The 17061-nt window shown below is 65.0% G+C and carries 15 protein-coding genes; 9 read left to right on the forward strand and 6 right to left on the reverse strand.

Going from position 1 to position 17061, the window contains the following annotated elements:
• Positions 1–188: 188 nt before the first annotated feature.
• On the reverse strand, positions 189–1685 hold the full coding sequence (locus AC0L2Z_RS19235; RefSeq protein WP_287173165.1) for an FAD-linked oxidase C-terminal domain-containing protein: 1497 nt from the start codon (positions 1683–1685) through the stop codon (positions 189–191).
• A gap of 278 nt (positions 1686–1963) precedes the next feature.
• A complete protein-coding gene (locus AC0L2Z_RS19240) occupies positions 1964–3307 on the reverse strand; it encodes a DUF3422 family protein (protein ID WP_473629023.1) in 1344 nt (447 codons plus the stop codon).
• 197 nt (positions 3308–3504) lie between these two features.
• Here AC0L2Z_RS19240 and AC0L2Z_RS19245 point away from each other — a divergent pair, with 197 nt between their 5' ends.
• Genes AC0L2Z_RS19245 through AC0L2Z_RS19255 form a run of 3 tightly spaced genes read left to right on the forward strand, consistent with a single transcriptional unit; the run spans position 3505 to position 6312 of the window.
• Complete coding sequence (locus AC0L2Z_RS19245; RefSeq protein ID WP_127318954.1) at positions 3505–4308, forward strand: FadR/GntR family transcriptional regulator; 804 nt, start codon at positions 3505–3507, stop codon at positions 4306–4308.
• Between the two features lie 49 nt (positions 4309–4357).
• On the forward strand, positions 4358–5494 hold the full coding sequence (locus AC0L2Z_RS19250; protein ID WP_023800346.1) for an alpha-hydroxy acid oxidase: 1137 nt from the start codon (positions 4358–4360) through the stop codon (positions 5492–5494).
• Between the two features lie 35 nt (positions 5495–5529).
• A complete protein-coding gene (locus AC0L2Z_RS19255) occupies positions 5530–6312 on the forward strand; it encodes a metallophosphoesterase (RefSeq protein WP_473629061.1) in 783 nt (260 codons plus the stop codon).
• Here AC0L2Z_RS19255 and AC0L2Z_RS19260 read toward each other — a convergent pair.
• Entirely contained in the window at positions 6309–6449 is a 141-nt protein-coding gene (locus AC0L2Z_RS19260) for a hypothetical protein (protein ID WP_023800344.1), read from the reverse strand. The two genes, AC0L2Z_RS19255 and AC0L2Z_RS19260, sit on opposite strands and share 4 nt — an antisense overlap.
• Before the next feature lie 273 nt (positions 6450–6722).
• Positions 6723–7421 carry a type 1 glutamine amidotransferase gene (locus tag AC0L2Z_RS19265; RefSeq protein WP_473629062.1) on the reverse strand — a complete coding sequence of 233 codons (699 nt, stop codon included), beginning with the start codon at positions 7419–7421 and terminating at the stop codon, positions 6723–6725.
• A gap of 86 nt (positions 7422–7507) precedes the next feature.
• On the opposite strand from AC0L2Z_RS19265, the gene AC0L2Z_RS19270 reads away from it, so the two are divergent.
• The 4 genes from AC0L2Z_RS19270 to AC0L2Z_RS19285 all read left to right on the forward strand — a co-directional run bounded on the left by AC0L2Z_RS19270 (position 7508) and on the right by AC0L2Z_RS19285 (position 11589).
• Positions 7508–8200, forward strand: a complete 693-nt coding sequence (locus AC0L2Z_RS19270) for a hypothetical protein (RefSeq protein WP_473629024.1) — start codon at positions 7508–7510, stop codon at positions 8198–8200.
• Between the two features lie 31 nt (positions 8201–8231).
• Positions 8232–8966 (forward strand): 16S rRNA (uracil(1498)-N(3))-methyltransferase, encoded by a 735-nt coding sequence (locus tag AC0L2Z_RS19275; protein ID WP_473629063.1) that lies wholly within the window; start codon positions 8232–8234, stop codon positions 8964–8966.
• Positions 8967–9213: 247 nt separating this feature from the next.
• Entirely contained in the window at positions 9214–10587 is a 1374-nt protein-coding gene (locus tag AC0L2Z_RS19280) for a glutamate--cysteine ligase (protein WP_091595268.1), read from the forward strand.
• A 114-nt stretch (positions 10588–10701) separates the two neighbouring features.
• A complete protein-coding gene (locus AC0L2Z_RS19285; RefSeq protein WP_473629025.1) occupies positions 10702–11589 on the forward strand; it encodes a DUF937 domain-containing protein in 888 nt (295 codons plus the stop codon).
• A gap of 152 nt (positions 11590–11741) precedes the next feature.
• Here the strand turns inward: AC0L2Z_RS19285 and AC0L2Z_RS19290 are convergent, their stop codons facing one another.
• Positions 11742–12032: a DUF1127 domain-containing protein gene (locus AC0L2Z_RS19290; RefSeq protein WP_023800338.1), complete on the reverse strand. Its 291-nt coding sequence runs from the start codon at positions 12030–12032 to the stop codon at positions 11742–11744.
• Between the two features lie 176 nt (positions 12033–12208).
• Between AC0L2Z_RS19290 and AC0L2Z_RS19295 the strand changes: the two genes are divergently transcribed.
• Positions 12209–13159: a LysR substrate-binding domain-containing protein gene (locus AC0L2Z_RS19295; protein ID WP_023800337.1), complete on the forward strand. Its 951-nt coding sequence runs from the start codon at positions 12209–12211 to the stop codon at positions 13157–13159.
• A 3-nt stretch (positions 13160–13162) separates the two neighbouring features.
• Here AC0L2Z_RS19295 and AC0L2Z_RS19300 read toward each other — a convergent pair whose 3' ends face one another.
• Complete coding sequence (locus AC0L2Z_RS19300) at positions 13163–15376, reverse strand: putative bifunctional diguanylate cyclase/phosphodiesterase (RefSeq protein WP_473629026.1); 2214 nt, start codon at positions 15374–15376, stop codon at positions 13163–13165.
• 115 nt (positions 15377–15491) lie between these two features.
• Here AC0L2Z_RS19300 and xseA point away from each other — a divergent pair, with 115 nt between their 5' ends.
• On the forward strand, positions 15492–17057 hold the full coding sequence (xseA, locus tag AC0L2Z_RS19305; RefSeq protein ID WP_128247892.1) for an exodeoxyribonuclease VII large subunit: 1566 nt from the start codon (positions 15492–15494) through the stop codon (positions 17055–17057).
• Positions 17058–17061: the final 4 nt, after the last annotated feature.

A 17061-nucleotide genomic window follows, 5' to 3' on the forward strand; every position in this document is an offset into this window, starting at 1 on the left:
GGGGGGGGGGGGGGGGGGGGGGGGGGGGGGCGGGGGGGGGGGGGGGGGGGGGGGGTGGGGGGGGGGGGGGGGGGGGGGCCGCCCCCCCCCCCCCCCCCCCCCCCCCCCCCGCCCCGGCGCCCCCCCCCCCCCCCCCGCCTCTGCCCCGCTTTGCGGGGGCGAGGAACCGCCATTCCGCGACGCTACCATCAAAACCTCGGAATATCCGGAAACGCCGTCTGGCCGCGATGCACGTGCATGCGTCCGAGCTCGGCGCAGCGGCGAAGCTGCGGAAACACCTTGCCCGGGTTGAGCAGATGGTTGGGGTCGAATGCGCATTTGACCCGCATCTGCTGGTCGAGGTCGATCTGGTTGAACATTTCCGGCATCAGGTCGCGCTTCTCGACGCCGACGCCGTGCTCGCCGGTCAGCACGCCGCCGACCTTGACGCAAAGCCGCAGGATGTCGGCGCCGAAACTTTCCGCCTTGTCGAGCTCGCCCGGCACGTTGGCGTCATAGAGGATCAGCGGATGCAGATTGCCGTCGCCGGCATGGAATACATTGGCGACCCCGAGCCCGTATTTTTTGGAGAGTTCCCGCATGCCGTGCAGGACGCGCGGCAGTTCCTTGCGCGGGATGGTGCCGTCCATGCAGTAATAGTCCGGCGAGATGCGGCCAACCGCCGGAAAGGCCGCCTTGCGGCCGGCCCAGAAACTCAGCCGCTCCTGCTCCGATTGCGAGATGCGGCATGTGGTCGAGCCGTTCCTATAGGCGATTGCCTCAACCAGGCCGAGCAAATGATCGACCTCGACGCCCGGCCCGTCCAGTTCGACGATCAGCAGCGCCTCGACATCCAGGGGATAGCCGGCATGGACGAAATCCTCGGCAGCATGGATCGCCGGGCGGTCCATCATCTCCATGCCGCCCGGGATGATGCCGGCGCCGATGATGTCGGCGACGCATTGGCCGCCCTGCTCGCTGGTCGGGAAGCCGATCAGCAGCGCGCGAGCCGTCTCCGGCTTCTTCAGAATGCGCACGGTGACCTCGGTGACGACGCCGAGCAGCCCTTCGGAACCGGTCATCACCCCGAGCAGGTCGTAGCCTTCCGCGTCGAGATGCTTGCCACCGAGCCGCACCACCTCGCCGTTCATCAGCACCATCTCGATCCCGAGCACATTGTTGGCGGTGAGGCCGTATTTGAGGCAATGCACGCCACCGGAATTCTCCGCGACATTGCCGCCAATCGAGCAGGCGATCTGGGAGGATGGATCGGGGGCGTAATAAAAGCCCTCCTGCTCGACGGCGGTGGTGATGCCGAGATTGGTGACGCCCGGCTGGGCGACGACGATGCGGTTGGGAAAATCGATCTCGAGAATGCGGTTGAACCTGCTCATCACCAACAGCACGGCGTCTTCCAGCGGCAGCGCACCGCCTGACAACGAGGTGCCGGAACCGCGCGGCACGACGCGGATGTTGCGGTCGTTGCAATATTTCAGCACGCGCGAGACCTGCGCCACCGTTTCGGGCAGCACCACGACCAGCGGCAGCTGCCGATAGGCGGTGAGGCCGTCGCTCTCGAAGGCGCGCATCGAATTGGCCGCGTCGACGACGCCCTCGCCGGGCACGATGATGCGCATATCGGCGACGATCTCGTCGCGCCGGCGCATCGTGGCGTCGTCTGGCTTCGGCATCAGCAGGCCGGACATCGACAGTTCCTTCGATCGACTGGTAAAAATCTTTTACCAGCGGCAGGCGGTTGTTGCAAATCCTGCTTTGGCCGAAATCGGAAGCCGATACCGGGACGATCTTGCGCGGGTCGGCGAGAGGGAAGCGCTGACTTTCTCCCACCTCGACGGGAGATGGCCGCGAAGCGGCCAGAGGGGGTCGTCTAACGCAAATCGCCAACGTCGTGTCCCGCCGCGAAACGAGGTTGGCGCTCTATGCGATACGACCCCCCTCTGGCCGCTTCGGCGACATCTCCCCCTCAAGGTGGGAGATTGCCTGCCTGCTCGCCTGCCGGCTTGGCGGGTTCGGAGTGCAGGCGGCGCACTCGGCGCACGCCCCACCAGACCAGCAGGATGGCGAGCGGCACCGAGGCGGCGGTGACGACCTCGGGCGCGACGGCATTGCCGAAGATCGAGGCGCCCTTGGCGAGATAGCCGATGAGCCCGACGACGTAGTAGGAGACGGCGGCGACCGAGAGACCCTCCACCGTCTGCTGCAGCCGCAATTGCAGGCGGGCGCGGTTGTTCATCGACGCCAGCAGGTCGCGGTTCTGCTTCTCGACCTCGACGTCGACCCAGGTGCGCAGCAGCGTGGTGGCACGAGTGAGCTTGGTCGACAGATTGGCCTGACGCTCCTCGACCGAACGGCAGGTGCGCATGGCGGGGGCGACGCGGCGCTGCAGGAAGCCGCCCCAGGTGTCGTAGCCGGGCACCGCCTCTTCCTCCAGCGCCTCCAGCCGTTCGCGGACGATGCCGTCATAGGCGCGGCTGGCGCCGAAGCGATAGAGGCTGGAGGCTGCATCGGCCTCCAGTTCGGCGGCAAGCTCGGTCAGGTCGGCAAGCAGCGTCTGGTTGTCGCGGGTTTTGGCGACCTTCATTTCCAATGTGGTCTGCGCCAGCCGGTCTTCGATGCGGCGGGCGCGACCGGACAGCATCAGCGCCAGCGGCAGGCCAAGCATGGCCAGCGTGCGGTAGGTCTCGATATCGATCAGCCGCTGCGCCAGCGCGCCGGTGCGTGCCGGCGTCAGGCCGCGGTCGAGCACCAGCATGCGGGTCATGCCGTCACCGTCCTGGCGGAAATCGGTGACGATGGCGGCGTTGCCGCGCTCGACCAGCGAATAGCACAGGCTGGTCGGGTCGAAGCCGGCGATCAGCCTTTCGCTCGCCTGCGTCCATTTACGGATTTCGAGCCTGATGCCGGAAATCACCGTTCCCGGCGGCGAAAAGCCGTTGCCGAAAGGCGAACCTTCCTGGCGCTGGCCGCTCTCGGAGAGCGGTCCTTCCCATAGATAGGTGGAGAATTCCGTATGCCGTTCCCAGCGCAGCGAGCCCTTGCCCCACTTCATCGCGTGGTGGCGGGCATGAGGGTCAGGCGCCGCGATGCCGAGGCGCCGCGACAGTTCGGAAAGCACTGCCTGGTCGACGCCGGAGCCGGCTTCGGTCATGAACGAAAGCTGCACCAGCACGCGCGGCTTCTCGACCAGCGGATGCGGACGGGCGTGAACCTCGCCGAGCGCGCCAGGCCGTCCCTCATGCGCGGGAAAGCCCATGACGCTGCCCTCGACGCGCGGCTGGAATTCGAGATTGGACGGGTCATCTGCCACGGCTGGTCCCCCGGGCCTAGTGCACTCGCGTCCCTCTAGAGCCAATCGCCGCGGCACGCAAACGACAAATTAGCCGAAAGCGATATGCCGGGACGACGTCGGCCCGGCCAAGCGGGCAAACTGGATAAATAATTTGACCAGTTGCCGACACTGGCTTTATCCTGCGCGACACCGGTTCAATCCCCAGGCCATCCCCGTTGAGCGACATTTTCTCCAGGATCGAGCATTCCCGCACCGCGGACGAGGTGGTGCAGCAGATCGAAAGCCTAATCCTAGAAGGCGTTCTGCGCACCGGCGACAGGCTGCCGGGCGAGCGCGAGCTGGCGCGCCGGTTCGAGGTGTCGCGGCCGATCCTGCGCGATGCGCTGAAGGCGCTGGAGGGGCGCGGGCTTTTGACGACCCGGCCCGGCGGCGGCACCCATGTCGCCGACGTCATCGGACAGCTGTTCACCAAGCCGGTGACGGACCTGATCTCCATGCACCGCAAGGCGGCGACCGACTATCTGGAATACCGCCGCGAGATCGAGGCGGTGGCGGCCGAGTATGCGGCGCGGCGCGCCACATCAGACGATCTGGCGTTGCTCGACCGCATCATGGCGCGCATGGACGAGGCGCACCGGACCGGAAATTTCGACGACGAGGCGGAAATCGACGTCGAGTTCCACCACGCGATCTGCGAATGCGCGCACAACATCATCCTGTTGCACACGCTGCGCTCGTGCTACCGGCTGCTGTCGGAGGGCGTGTTCCAGAACCGGCTCCTGGTGTTCAACGTGCCGGGCGCGCGCGAGGCGCTGCTTTCGCAGCACCGGGCGATCTACGCAGCGGTCAAGGCCGGCGATCCGGCGGCCGCACGGCAGGCGGCGATGGACCACATCACCCATGTCGAACGCACCATGGCCGAGGCCGAGCGCAGCGGCGACTGGCAACGCGTGTCGCGGCTGAGGCTGATGCAGCGCTCCGAAGCCGGCGACAGCGAGCCGGCACGGAAACGCTCGTGAGCGCCGGCCAAGAATTGCGACGAATTAGCGAACCATCAGCGGGAAGCCCATGAGCATGATCCTCACCATCGCCGATCTCAAGGACCTGGCGCGCCGCCGCGTGCCGAAGATGTTCTTCGACTATGCCGATTCCGGTGGATGGACCGAAAGCACCTACCGGGCCAATGAGGAGGATTTCCAAAAGATCAAGTTCCGCCAGCGCGTGCTGGTCGACATGAGCAACCGCTCGCTGGAATCGACCATGATCGGCGATAAGGTGGCGATGCCGGTGGCGCTGGCGCCGACCGGCATGACCGGCATGCAGCACCCCGACGGCGAGATGCTGGCGGCGCAGGCGGCGGAGGAATTCGGCGTGCCGTTCACGCTGTCGACGATGAGCATCTGCTCGATCGAGGATGTCGCATCGGTGACCAGGAAGCCGTTCTGGTTCCAGCTCTATGTGCTGCGCGACAAGGATTTCGTCCTCAGTCTCATCGACAGGGCGAAGGCGGCGAAGTGCTCGGCGCTGGTGCTGACGCTCGACCTGCAGATCCTCGGCCAGCGCCACAAGGACATCCGCAACGGGCTGTCGGCGCCGCCGCGCTTCACGCCGAAGCATGTCTGGCAGGTGGCGACCAGGCCGGGCTGGTGCCTTGGCATGGCCGGCACCAAGCGCCGGACTTTTCGCAACATCGTCGGCCACGCCAAGGGCGTCGGCGACCTCACCTCGCTGTCGTCGTGGACGACGGAGCAATTCGATCCGCATCTGTCGTGGAAGGACGTCGCCTGGATCAAGGAGCGCTGGGGCGGCAAGCTGATCCTGAAGGGCATCCTCGACAAGGAGGACGCGCTGATGGCGGCCAAGACCGGCGCGGACGCGATCATCGTCTCCAATCATGGCGGACGCCAGCTCGACGGCGCGCCGTCGTCGATTTCGGTGCTGGAAGAAATCGCCGACGCGGTCGGCGACACGATCGAAGTGCATATGGATGGCGGCATCCGCTCTGGCCAGGACGTGCTGAAGGCGCTGTGTCTCGGGGCTAAGGGCACCTATATCGGCCGGCCTTTCCTCTACGGCCTCGGCGCGCTCGGCAAGGATGGAGTCACCAAAGCCTTGGAAATCATCCGCAAGGAGATGGACATAACGCTGGCACTGTGCGGAAAGCGTCTGGTGACCGACATGGGCAAGGATCAGCTTCGGCGTTAGACTCCCGTGGCGGCATGATCACGGAGATGGAAGCATTGACTGCCCCCGGCATCCACTTTCTCGACGCGTGCGGACCGGAAGGCATGCGCATCTATGCGGTCGGCGACGTGCATGGCCGGCTCGACCTGCTCGCCGCCATGTACCGCCGGATTGCGGCCGAGATCAGCCAGGCGCGGCCGGTCGACTGGCGTGTCGTCCATCTCGGCGACTATGTCGACCGCGGCCCGGACTCCAAGGGCGTCATCGATTTCCTGATCGAAGTGCGAAAACGCGACCCGCGCCACCTGATGCTCGCCGGCAACCACGACATCGGCTTCCTAGACTTCCTCGACACTCCCGATGCGGACGGGCTTTTCATGCGCTATGGCGGCATCCAGACCGCGCAATCCTATGGCGTAGCGCTCAATGAAGGTGGCGGCGCGTGGTTCGGCAGGTCCGAGGCGGCATTGCGGCAAGGCCATGCGGCACTTGTCGAGGCCGTGCCGAAAAGCCATGTCGAGTTCCTGCAGTCGCTGCCGTTTTCACTGACCTTCGGCGACTTCTTCTTCTGCCATGCCGGCATCCGGCCGGGCATTGCGCTGGAATGTCAGAGTGCGCAGGACCTGATCTGGATTCGCGATGTCTTCCACACTCATTCCGGCCTGCATCCAAAAATCGTGGTGCATGGCCACACGCCGGTGCCGGAGGCCGAGGTGATGGTCAACCGCGTCAATATCGACACGCTCGCCTACCAGACGGGAAACCTCAGCGCGCTCGTCGTCGACGGAGCCGACAAGCGTATCCTGGTGGTGTCAGGCGAGAGGGGTAAAAGCGCTTAGCGAAGCGCGGCGGTGACGCCGTAGCCGTCGACGGCGTTGTGGTTGTTGGCTGCGTCGCCGGCATAGGTGCCGAGGCCGCACAAGAAGATGGCCGACAACATGACAAAGGACAGAAGCGCTGCTTTCACGGACGTCATCTCTTGTTGAGCTTCCTGCATCTGTGCACGGGGCGGGTTACGAATGGGTTGAAACGGAAAATGCGTCTCAAAGTTTCGACGATTTCGCGCTTTTAGGCATGTTCTGTATCGGCGATGTGTCGCGCGAGTGACCCAAAAGGTTCATCGCGTTGCACGGAAGATGCAGAGCGGGTGCCTTCTAGGGTGGCGGGCGGCCACAAGCCAAGCACGAAACATGCTGTCCACAGCGGATTTTTGCCGGCGTGCCAAATATGCAACGTCGATACTGACTGATCAGATCGTCGCCACCCAGGCGCGGGCGATGGCCAGCCCGGCGGCATCGGCATCCGCTCCGTGGCGGGCCATTTCGTACTCGAGCCGATCGCTCCAGTCCGGGTGCCGTTCGGCAATGAGCGACGCGAAGGATGCGCTCCAGTCGCGGACCATCGGCCGGTCCGCCTCGAAATGGAACTGAAACCCGTAGACGGCACGGCCGATGCGAAACGCCTGGTTCTCGGCGACTTCGTTGCCGGCGAGCCGCACGGCATTTTCGGGCAAGACAAAGGTGTCGTCGTGCCACTCGAAGATCGGAAAGTTTTCGGGCAGCGCTGCGAGCACCGGATCGGCCGTCGCCGCCGGCGTGAGCGAGACCTTGTGCCAGCCGAATTCCGAGGCGCCGCCGATCCGGTTCTCGCCGCCGAAGGCGCGCGCCACCAGTTGGCTGCCAAGGCAGATACCGAGCACAGCGCGATCCTTGCCGGCGAAATCGCGCGTCAGGTCGAGCAATTCAGGAAAATACGGGCAGATCTCGTCGTCCAGTGCATTCTGGGCGCCGCCGAGCACGACCATGGCGTCGTGCGCAGCGCTATCCTGCGGCAGCATCTCGCCACAATAGGGCCGGCGCAGATCGATATCGGCGCCTGCCTCGACAAGAGCTGCGCCGATCTGGCCAAGGCCCTCGCTGTCGAAATTCTGGACCACCAGCACCCGCATCGAAAAACCTGCTGACATGAAAACGTTGCGACGAGCGATATCATGCCGCCGTCATTCCGGCCAAGATGCGTATTCGGGGAGAAGCTATGCCACTGCAGAATCGGGTCGACCCGTTCGGCGTCATCCACGCCGTGCCGGAGCGCGGCCTGTTCATGGGCAATCGCGGCATCATCCATGACCCCGAAACGAAGACGCTGCTGAAAAAGCGCTGGGCGCTGCAGGCCTGGATCATCTGCGTATGCGGATTCCGCGATGTGCGGCGCGAGCCGATGGGCCGCAACAGGCAAAGCGACGACCAATCGGTGGGCAAGGCCGGCTGGACCGAATTGTTTTTCCTGGACGAGGTGACCGCACTCTCGGCCGGGCATCGGCCCTGCTTCTTCTGCCGGCGCGAGCGGGCCAGGGACTTCGTCCGGCGCTTCGGCATGGCCTTCGGCATTGCCGCGCCGCGCGCACCGCAGGTCGACAAGCGGCTGCATAGGGAGCGGCTGGCGTCGGGTGGGCAGGCACCGGTCGTATCCGTAGAAGAGCTTGCCGGGTTGCCGGACGGCGCCATGGTTGCGGACGGCGGCAATGCCTATGCGATGCGCGGCGGCAAGGCGCTGCGCTGGTCGTTCGCAGGCTATGGTGATCGTGTGGGGGGCGATCCGGTGGACGGCGATCCCGTGGGGTTCGGCGGTTTTGCCGACCGTCCAATCCGCCTGCTCACGCCGGCGACCACCGTTGCCGTGCTGAGGCAAGGCTATGTGCCAGTGTGGCATCCGTCGGCCGAGACTTGACGCCAAGAGCCGGCTCGCCCATTCCTCGGCGATGCGCGCCAATTACAAGATGCAGCGGCTGTTCGTGCCGGACGACCTCGGACCGGATATCGAGTTCGAGGCGAGCCCGCAGCAGGGCCATTACCTGATGCATGTGCTGCGGCTCGGCGAGGGCGCCGAAATCCTGTTGTTCAACGGCCGCGACGGCGAATGGTCGGCTTCTATCGCCGCCAGGTCCAAAAAGACGGTGCGGCTGAAGGTGCTGGCATTGCAGCGGCCGCAGCCGCCGCTGCCCGATCTCGTCTACTGCTTTGCGCCGCTTAAGCAGGGTCGGCTCGACTATCTGGTGCAGAAGGCGGTCGAGATGGGCGCCGGCGTCCTGCAGCCGGTCATTACCCAGCACACGCAGGTGGCAAAGCCCGGCATCGAACGGCTGCGCGCCAATGTCGCCGAGGCCGCCGAACAATGCGGCATCCTTGCGGTGCCGGAAGTGCGCGAAGCGGAAAAATTCGAACGCGTGCTGGCCGGCTGGGACAAGGAGCGGCGGTTGATCTTCTGCGACGAGGATGCTTCCACGAACAATCCGCTGCCGGCGCTGCAGGCGGTGCGGGAGAAGAAGCTCGGGCTGCTGGTCGGCCCCGAGGGCGGGTTTTCCGACGAGGAACGAAGGATGCTGCGGGCGCTGCCTTTCGTCACCGCCATTCCGCTCGGGCCGCGCATCCTGCGCGCCGACACTGCTGCGGTGGCGGCGCTGGCGGTGATACAGGCGACGGTCGGAGACTGGTGAAGGGTCCTCCCCTTGCTGTGGGAGAAGGAAGATGCAGCGTCAATCAATTCCAGTTACCCTGTGGCTCAGGATTTTTCGCTTGATCGCCTACTGACATTTCGTCCATCTAGCGCCGGCGGTCGTCCGACCACCTACAGCGCCGCGCGTCCTTTCGGACGCGCAAAGGACGCTGTAGCACTTGATTGGGCACATGATCCTTTCCGAAAATCGAAGCCGATTTTCGGGGTCATGTGCTAGAGGACTTGTAATGGCGCGCGACACAACCGATTTCCGGCCGATCGAAGGCGTCGACGAGCTTGTCGAGCACCTGGCTGAAGGCAACAAGCCGCGCGACAAATGGCGCATCGGCACCGAACACGAGAAATTCCCGTTCTATGTCGACGGCAATGCGCCGGTGCCCTATGGCGGCGAGCACGGCATCCGCGCCATTCTCGAAGGCATGCAGGAAAAACTCGGCTGGGATCCGATCATGGATGCCGGCCGCATCATCGGCCTGGTCGAGCCGACCGGCCGGGGCGCGATCTCGCTGGAACCCGGCGGCCAGTTCGAACTGTCCGGCGCGCCGCTGGAGACGATCCACCAGACCTGCCGTGAGGGCAATGCGCATCTGGCGCAGGTGCGCGAGATCGCCGAGCCGATGGGCATCCGCTTCCTCGGCCTCGGCGGCAGCCCGAAATGGTCGCTGGCCGAGACACCGAAAATGCCAAAGTCGCGCTACGAGATCATGACCCGCTACATGCCCAAGGTCGGCAGCAAGGGCCTCGACATGATGTACCGCACCTGCACCATCCAGGTGAATCTCGACTTCGAGAGCGAGGCCGACATGCGCCGCAAGATGCAGGTGTCGCTGAAGCTGCAGCCGCTGTCGACGGCGCTGTTCGCCAACTCGCCGTTCACTGAGGGCCGGCCCAACGGATTTCAGAGCTGGCGCGGCGACATCTGGCGCGACACCGACAATCAGCGCTCGGGACTGCTCGACTTCTGCTTCTCGCCCGATTTCGGCTTCGCCGACTATGTCGAATGGGCGCTCGACGTGCCGATGTACTTCGTCATCCGCGACGGCCACTACCACGACATGACGCACGTCACCTTCCGCCAGTTCATGGCAGGTGCGGCCCGCAACGAGATTTCTGACGGGCTGCCGACGATGGGCGATTGGGCGAACCATTTGTCGACGCTGTTTCCCGACGTGCGATTGAAGCGTTTCCTTGAAATGCGCGGCGCCGATGGCGGACCGTGGCGGCGCATCTGCGCGCTGCCGGCTTTTTGGGTCGGGCTGCTCTACGACGCGGCGGCGCTCGACGCGGCCGAGGCGCTGACCTCGAGCTGGAGCTATGAAGAGGTGCTGGCGATGCGCAACGCCGTGCCGGAACAGGGCATTTCGGCGCCGTTCCGCAACACGACACTGCGCGAGATCGCCCGCGACGTGCTCGTCATCTCGCGCATGGGGCTGAAGAACCGTGGCCGCAAGAACCGCGACGGCTATGACGAAACGTCGTTCCTCAGCACGCTGGACGAAGTCGTAGCGCGCGGCACCACCAGCGCCGAGGAGCTGCTCTCCGCCTATCATACGCGCTGGGGCGGCTCGATCGAGCCGGTGTTCATGGAGTATGCGTATTAGCCGTTTGCTATCGGCTTGGCTGACAGCCCGGGAAACGCGCTTTCCGAAATCGATTCCGATTTTCGGGCCGATACGGTAGGCTCTCCTACGAGGATTTTCCCGAGGAGAAAACCAATGGCTTCCTTGTTCGACATTCTGGCGCAGGCGCAGAACGGTAACGGCATGCAGGCCCTGGCCCAACAGTTCGGCCTTTCGCAGCAGCAAGCGCAATCGGCGGTCGAGGCGCTACTGCCGGCCTTTTCACAGGGGCTGAAGCGCAGCACCTCCGACCCCTACGGGCTCGGCGCGTTCATGACGGCAATGGCCAGCGGCCAGCACGCCAAATATTTCGAGGACGCAGGCCGGGCCTTTTCGCCGCAGGGCGTCGATGAAGGCAACGGCATTCTTGGCCATCTGTTCGGCTCAAAAGACCTGTCCCGCGCCGTTGCCAGCCAGGCAGCGCAGGCGAGCGGCGTCAGCCAGCAGATCTTGCAGCAGATGTTGCCGGTCGTGGCTTCGATGATGATGGGCGGCCTGTTCAAGCAGACCACAAATCAGATGCAGGCGGCAGGCGGATTCGGCGGCGGCAGCAATCCGCTCGGCGAGATCATCGAGCAGATGATGCGGCAGGCCGGTGGCGGCGCACCGGCACCGCAACAGCGCCAGGCGCCGCAGCCCGGCCCGATGGACAATCCGTTCGGCAAGGTGCTGCAGGACATGTTCGGTGGTGCGCAGCAGCCGCAGGGTCAGCCGCGGCAGGCGCCCAATCCCTACGGCGACAATCCGCTCGGCAAGGTGCTGCAGGACATGTTCGGCGGCGGCGCGCAGCAGCCGCAGCCGCGTCAGGCGCCGCAGCAGCGCGAAACGCCGCAGCCACAGGCCAATCCGAGCGGCAGGCCACGCAATCCGTTCGACGATTTGTTCGGCAAGATGTTCGAAGCGGGCGCGCAGCAACGCGACGATTACCAGAAGGGCATGGAGTCGATCTTCGATCAGTTCAAGCGAGGCATGGACCGGCGGTAGCGTGAAGCTGGCCTTCGGCTGATTTCAAAAAGAAAAATGCCCGATCCTTGGGAGGACCGGGCAGTGCGCAGGCGGGCCGGCGGGGAAACCGGCAGGGAGTGGGAGCCTGCGAAATCCAAGCACCGCGCGCCCTAAGGGCACGCAACCATCGATCAGGTCACTTTGCGGGCAATATCCTCGATCGTGTCTGTGCGATCGGCTGCGATAATGCGAAGCCTCTCGGTTGGATCGCGGCCAAACGGCACGTCGATGGCGACGTGGAGATCGGCTCGCGTCAAGCCGATGTCGGCAAGTTCGGCGTCCGACATCTCGCCAAGGCGATAGAAGGCGCGGCGGTTTTTCCAGGCGCGATAGACGCTGGAGATGGTGTTGACCACGCGCGTCGCAATAGCCGGACGCGACGTGATGCGCGAAGTCTCGGTGGCGAAATCAAACGTAGCCATGTCAGTCTCCTTCATTCGAACGGACGAAGACGCGCGATCGGCGCTGGCAACAGCGGCCGTTCCGGTCCCGATTCACATGCTGTCATGTGGACAGTCGTAAATTTGCCATCGTTCGATTGATTAATCCAACGAATGTTTCTAATCTTTAACATCAACACTAGTGATGGATTGGACCGATGAAAGCGCCACTCGATCTCGATCAATTGCAGACCTTCGTCTCAATCGTCGACACCGGCAGCTTCACCCGCGCGGCGGAAGCGGTGCATCGGACCCAGTCGGCGGTGTCCATGCAGATGCGCCGGCTGGAGGAGCGGATCGGCAAGCCGCTGTTCGAAAAGGACGGGCGAACCAACAGGCTGACCGAGGAAGGCGACAGGCTGCTCTCCTACGCAAGACGGTTGCTGTTCCTCAATCGGGAAACGCTGGCCGCCTTCGACGACCGGCGGCTCGAAGGCACGATCCGAATCGGCACGCCGGACGACTATGCCGATCGCTTCCTGCCCGAGATCATGGCCCGCTTCGCCCGTTCCAACCCACGTGTCGAACTGACCGTGATCTGCGAGCCGACGCCGGGGCTGGTCGAGCATATCAAGCGTGGCAATCTCGATCTGGCACTGGTGACGCATAGTGACGCGCACGGCCAGTCGGAAGTGGTGCGGCGCGAACCGCTGCTGTGGGTGACTTCGGCCAACCATGCGACGCATGAACAGGACGTTCTGCCGATGGCCTTCGGCCGGCCGAACTGCATCTGGCGGCGGGCCGCGGTCGATGTGCTCGACCGGCAGAACCGCGACTACCGCATCCTGTTCACCAGCTTCTCGGCGACCGTCATCACCGCCGCGGTGCTTTCCGGCCTGGCGATCTCGGTGCTGCCGGAATGCGCGCTGCGCCCCGGCATGCGGGTGCTGGGCGACGCCGACGGATTCGGCGCCCTGCCCGATTGCCGCATCGGCATCATGCGCGGCCAGACGTCGCGGCCGGAGATCGTCGACGCGCTGGCCCGTCACATTTCGGAAAGCCTCGACAATATTTCCGTGCCGCTCGGCGAAGAGACGGGAAGCTTCGACTTCGCAGCCTTTTCGAAGATGAAGCGGGGCAAGCCGAACCAGATCGTGCCGGGCTGGTAAGGATCAGGCGGAAACTGCTGCCGGCGTGCTGTCCTTGCCAGGCAAAAGGCCGGCCAGCCGCAGCAATTGCGCCGGCTCCAGCGGCAGCGACAGCAGATGGCCCTGAAACTCTCGGCAGCCCATGGCGACGAGCAGCGCCTTTTGCTCCTCGGTCTCCACGCCTTCCGCGGTGACGCCGACGTTAAGAGCGTCGGCAAGATCGACAAGCGCCCTGACGATCGCCGCTGAACTCTCGTCGCGGCCGAGGAGGTCTACGAAGGAGCGGTCGATCTTGAGCTTGTCGATAGCGTGGCGGCGCAAATAGTTCAGCGACGAATAGCCGGTGCCGAAATCGTCGAGCACTATGGCGATCCCCGACCGGCGCAAGGCAGCCAGAGCCGTCCTGGTCGTATCGTTGTTGTCCAACAGCACGCCCTCGGTGATCTCGAGCTGCAGGCGCCCTGGCGCCAATCCGGTCTCGGCGAGAACCGCCGCAAGCTGCTCGGCGAAACCGGCGTCGCGCAGTTGCAGCGGCGACACGTTGACGGCCACCCAAGGCAATTCGGTGCCGACAGCGAAGCGGCAAGCCTCTTGCAGCACCCATTTGCCAAGCTGGGCGATCATGCCACGTTCCTCGGCGATGGCGATGAATTGTGCCGGCGGCAAGCCACCGTGGACCTCATGTCCCCAGCGGATCAGCGCCTCGGCACCGAGGATCGTGCTGCCGTCCGCCGCAAAGATCGGCTGATACGCCAGCTTGATCCCGGTTCCGCCATTCAGGGCATGGCGAAGCTCGCTCTCAACCTGGCGCTTGCGCAACAGCAGGTCGTCCATGTCGCCGGCAAAGACCTGGTAGCGGCCGCGGCCGTTCTTCTTGGCTTCATAAAGCGCGATATCGGCCTTGCGCAGCAAGTCGTCCGCATCGGCATCCGGACCGGTCGACAATGCTATGCCGATGCTGGCGCTGACAAAAACCTGGTCGTCGGCCAGCTTGAACGGCTCCTGCAGCTTTTGAAGCAGACCCTCCGAAACATCCTCGGCGCCTCGGATGTCGTCAACATCAATCAGGATCATGGCGAACTCATCACCGCCGAGCCGTGCCACCGTGTCGACCTCCCGGATTGCCTGCTGGAGCCTCGCGGCGGTCTGGCGGACAAGCTCGTCGCCGGCAGGATGGCCAAGCGTGTCGTTGACATGCTTGAAACGGTCGAGGTCGAGATAAAGAAGCGCCACTTTGGCCGTTTCGTGACTGGCCGTGAGCAAAGCGCGCCGGAGCCGGTCCTCGAACAGCGCCCGGTTGGGAAGGCCGGTGAGCGTGTCGTGGAAGGCGAGATACTGCGCCTCGGCCTGACTAGTCTGCAGCGCCGACGATGCACGGCGGAGGCGGCGCAGCAGGAATGCCAGGACACCTGCCGCGAGCAGCGCGCCACCGATCAGGGCCGGCCCTGCCTCGCGCACAAGCGCGCTGCCGGGCCGCTCCTGATCCCAGCCGGCATAAGCCAGGATGACGCCGTGTGAGTCGACCAGCGGAATGGCAGCCCCGCCGACCGGCTGCGACAACGGCAGCAGGCGGGCGCCCGCCAACAGATATTGCCCGGCGATCTTGGCCAGCAGCGCGTCGGTGATGAAGTCCACCGAGATATGAAGGTATTCGCTGCCAGGCGTCTGGATGACGCGGTCGGAACTCGGCACCAGCGGCATGATGCTGAGGATGGCAGGTTTTCCGTCAAGCTCCACCAGATCCCCTGCGGCCAATTTGACCGGACCGCCGGCCAGGTCTTCTTTCGCCGGCTCGCGGATCAACCGGCGCACCCTTTCGACCGTGGGCAACAGAACCGGTTCATCCTCGCTGTAACGCGCCGGCGCCAGCACGTTTCCTTCACGCATCGCATGGACCGGACGATCGGCGGCATCCAGTACATAGACCCGATCATGCCCATAGTAGGAATACATCCAGACGCTGATGTTATCGATCATCCAGTCCACGTTGCCGGCCTTGGCATTGATGACGGAATCGTCCCAGACTGCGATGCTTTCCTGCTCGCGATCCACCGCCGCCATCCGGTCCCGCATGCCGTTGGCGAAAAGGATTTTCTGCCGCTCGAGGGAGACGCTATCCGCCTGCACAGTGGCGTAAAAGCCAAAGCCGACGACCATGGCAAGCGCGAAAATGGCAAGCGCCATCACCGTCAGCGTGACCTGGAACGTTAATGGGCTGCGTTGAAGACGACGGCTCATGCGTCGTGGCCACTCTCTTTTCCGCACAGTCATCAGATCGGGTTAAGATCGAGTTATGACATCGGCTACGAGCGACGGCCTTGACGCCGGCCAACAACCGCCCCCCAATCGGCTAATGAGCGACGCTGCATCCGAATCACGGACCAACGCCACCGAATACACGGTCAGCGAGATTTCCGGCGCGCTGAAGCGCACGGTCGAGGACGTCTTCGGCAATGTCCGGGTGCGCGGCGAAATATCAGGCTATCGCGGGCCGCACTCCTCCGGCCATGCCTATTTCTGCCTCAAGGACGACCGCGCACGGCTCGACGCCGTGGTCTGGAAGACCACAATGGGCCGGCTGAAATTCCGCCCTGAAGAAGGCCTGGAGGTGATCGCCACCGGCCGGCTCACCACCTATCCCGGAAAGTCCACCTACCAGATCGTCATCGACAATCTGGAGCCCGCCGGCGCCGGGGCGCTGATGGCACTGCTGGAAGAGCGCAAGCGCCGGCTGCAGTCCGAAGGCCTGTTCGATGCCGGCCGCAAGCGCTTGCTGCCGTTCATGCCGCGCGTCATCGGCGTCGTCACCTCGCCGACAGGCTCTGTCATCCGCGACATCATCCACCGGATCAAGGACCGGTTTCCGCTGCATGTGCTGGTCTGGCCGGTGCGAGTGCAGGGCGAAACGGCCGGCGCCGAAGTGACCGCCGCCGTCAACGGCTTCAACGGACTGGCGCAGGATGGCGTCATCCCGCAGCCCGACCTGCTGATCGTGGCGCGCGGCGGCGGCAGCCTCGAGGATCTTTGGGGGTTCAATGACGAGGCGCTGGCCCGCGCCGTCGCCGCCTCGCGCATTCCGGTGATTTCCGCCGTCGGCCATGAAACGGACTGGACGCTGATCGACCTGGCGGCGGATGTGCGGGCGCCGACACCGACGGGTGCCGCCGAAATCGCCGTGCCCGTACGCGCCGACCTCGAAGTGACGCTTGCCGGCCTTGGTGCGCGGCTCAAGGCCGCGGTGTCGCGCAATTTCGAGCGCAAGCGCCAGGCGGTGCGTGCCGCCACCCGGGCGCTGCCCTCGCCCGACCAGTTGCTGGCATTGCCGCGCCGGCGTTTCGACGAGGCGACGAGCCGGCTTGGCCGAGCGCTGTCCGTCAGCGTCCAGCGCAAGCGAGCCAGGCTTCAGGCGCAGCGGCTGACGCCGGCCACCCTGTCGCGACGCATGAACGAGGCCCGCACACTGGCCGGCCGCGACCTTGGCCGCGCGCAAGCGGCGTTCTTCGCCATCGTGCGCGAGCGGCGAACGCGGTTTTCGCGCACCGCGGCGCGGCTGTCGCCGGCGCCGCTCGCAAGGCGGCAGAAATTGCAGGCAGATGCCCTGACGGCGCTGTCGCGGCGGCAGGACCGGGTGATTTCGGTGCGGCTCGAGCGTTTGCGCGGGAAACTGACCCAGGCCGACCGGCTGCTGGCGACGCTGTCGCACAAGGCGGTGCTGGCGCGCGGCTTCGCCCTGGTGAAAGATGCCGACGGCGCAGTGATCAATCAAGCGGCGGAAGTGGCGCCGGGGATGGCACTTTCGCTGGAGTTCGCCGACGGAACCGCCGATGCGGTTGCGACCAGCGGCGCGGCACGGCCGAAAACTGTTGCAAAGCCGGCCGCCAAAGCCAAGGAGCCTGGCAGCCAAGGCTCGCTGTTTTGAGCGC

This window comes from Mesorhizobium sp. WSM4850 (genome assembly GCF_055811735.1).